General features: G+C 66.8%; 1 protein-coding gene. It reads left to right on the top strand.

All coding sequences use genetic code 11. The features are described from left to right. A partial coding sequence (locus tag IEW22_RS19835; protein WP_188589130.1) for an IS30 family transposase occupies positions 1–794 on the top strand: 794 nt, incomplete at both ends.

Below are 794 nucleotides of genomic sequence, written 5' to 3'. Positions count from 1 at the left end.
CGAAAACGGCGAAGCTGGTAGACAACGACAGGTTGCGTGAGTATGTGCAGGAGCGGCTCTCCGGGGCCGTCCGCCGGCCCGACGGCACCGCCGTCGCAGGCCCCGACACGCCCGCGTGGAAAGGACTGAACAAGCCGCATCGGCAGGACCGACGGTGGGCGACGGCATGGAGCCCGCAGCAGATCTCGCACCGGCTGAAAGTTGATTTCCCGGAGGATGAGTCCATGCGCATCAGTCACGAGGCGATCTACCAATCGTTGTACATCGAAGGTCGAGGCGCCCTGAAACGGGAGTTGGTCACATGCCTGCGCACCGGCCGGGCACTGCGGGTGCCCCGTAGCCGATCGCAGAACAAGCCGCAGGGACATGTCACCGCGGACGTGGTGATCAGCGAACGCCCCGCCGAAGCCGAAGACCGTGCTGTCCCAGGGCATTGGGCAGGCGACTTGATCATCGGGACCGGCCGGTCCGCGATCGGCACGCTCGTCGAGCGCAGCAGCCGCTCCACGATCCTGGTGCACCTGCCTCGATTGGAGGGGTGGGGCGAGAGGCCGCCTGTGAAGAACGGTCCGTCCCTCGGTGGCTACGGCGCCGTCGCGATGAACGCCGCGCTGACGACATCGATGACCACGCTTCCCGAGCAGCTCCGCAAGACCTTGACCCGGGACCGCGGAAAGGAGCTGTCCGGTCATGCCCGGTTCGCTCTCGAGACCGGCACGAGAGTGTTCTTCGCCGACCCGCACTCGCCCTGGCAACGACCGACGAACGAGAACACGAACGGCCTGCTGCGCCAG

This window comes from Gordonia jinhuaensis (assembly GCF_014639795.1).
In the GTDB taxonomy this organism is placed as follows: domain Bacteria; phylum Actinomycetota; class Actinomycetes; order Mycobacteriales; family Mycobacteriaceae; genus Gordonia_B; species Gordonia_B jinhuaensis.
The sequence above is the reverse complement of the archived record's forward strand: the minus strand, read 5'-3'. Positions and strand labels throughout refer to the sequence as shown.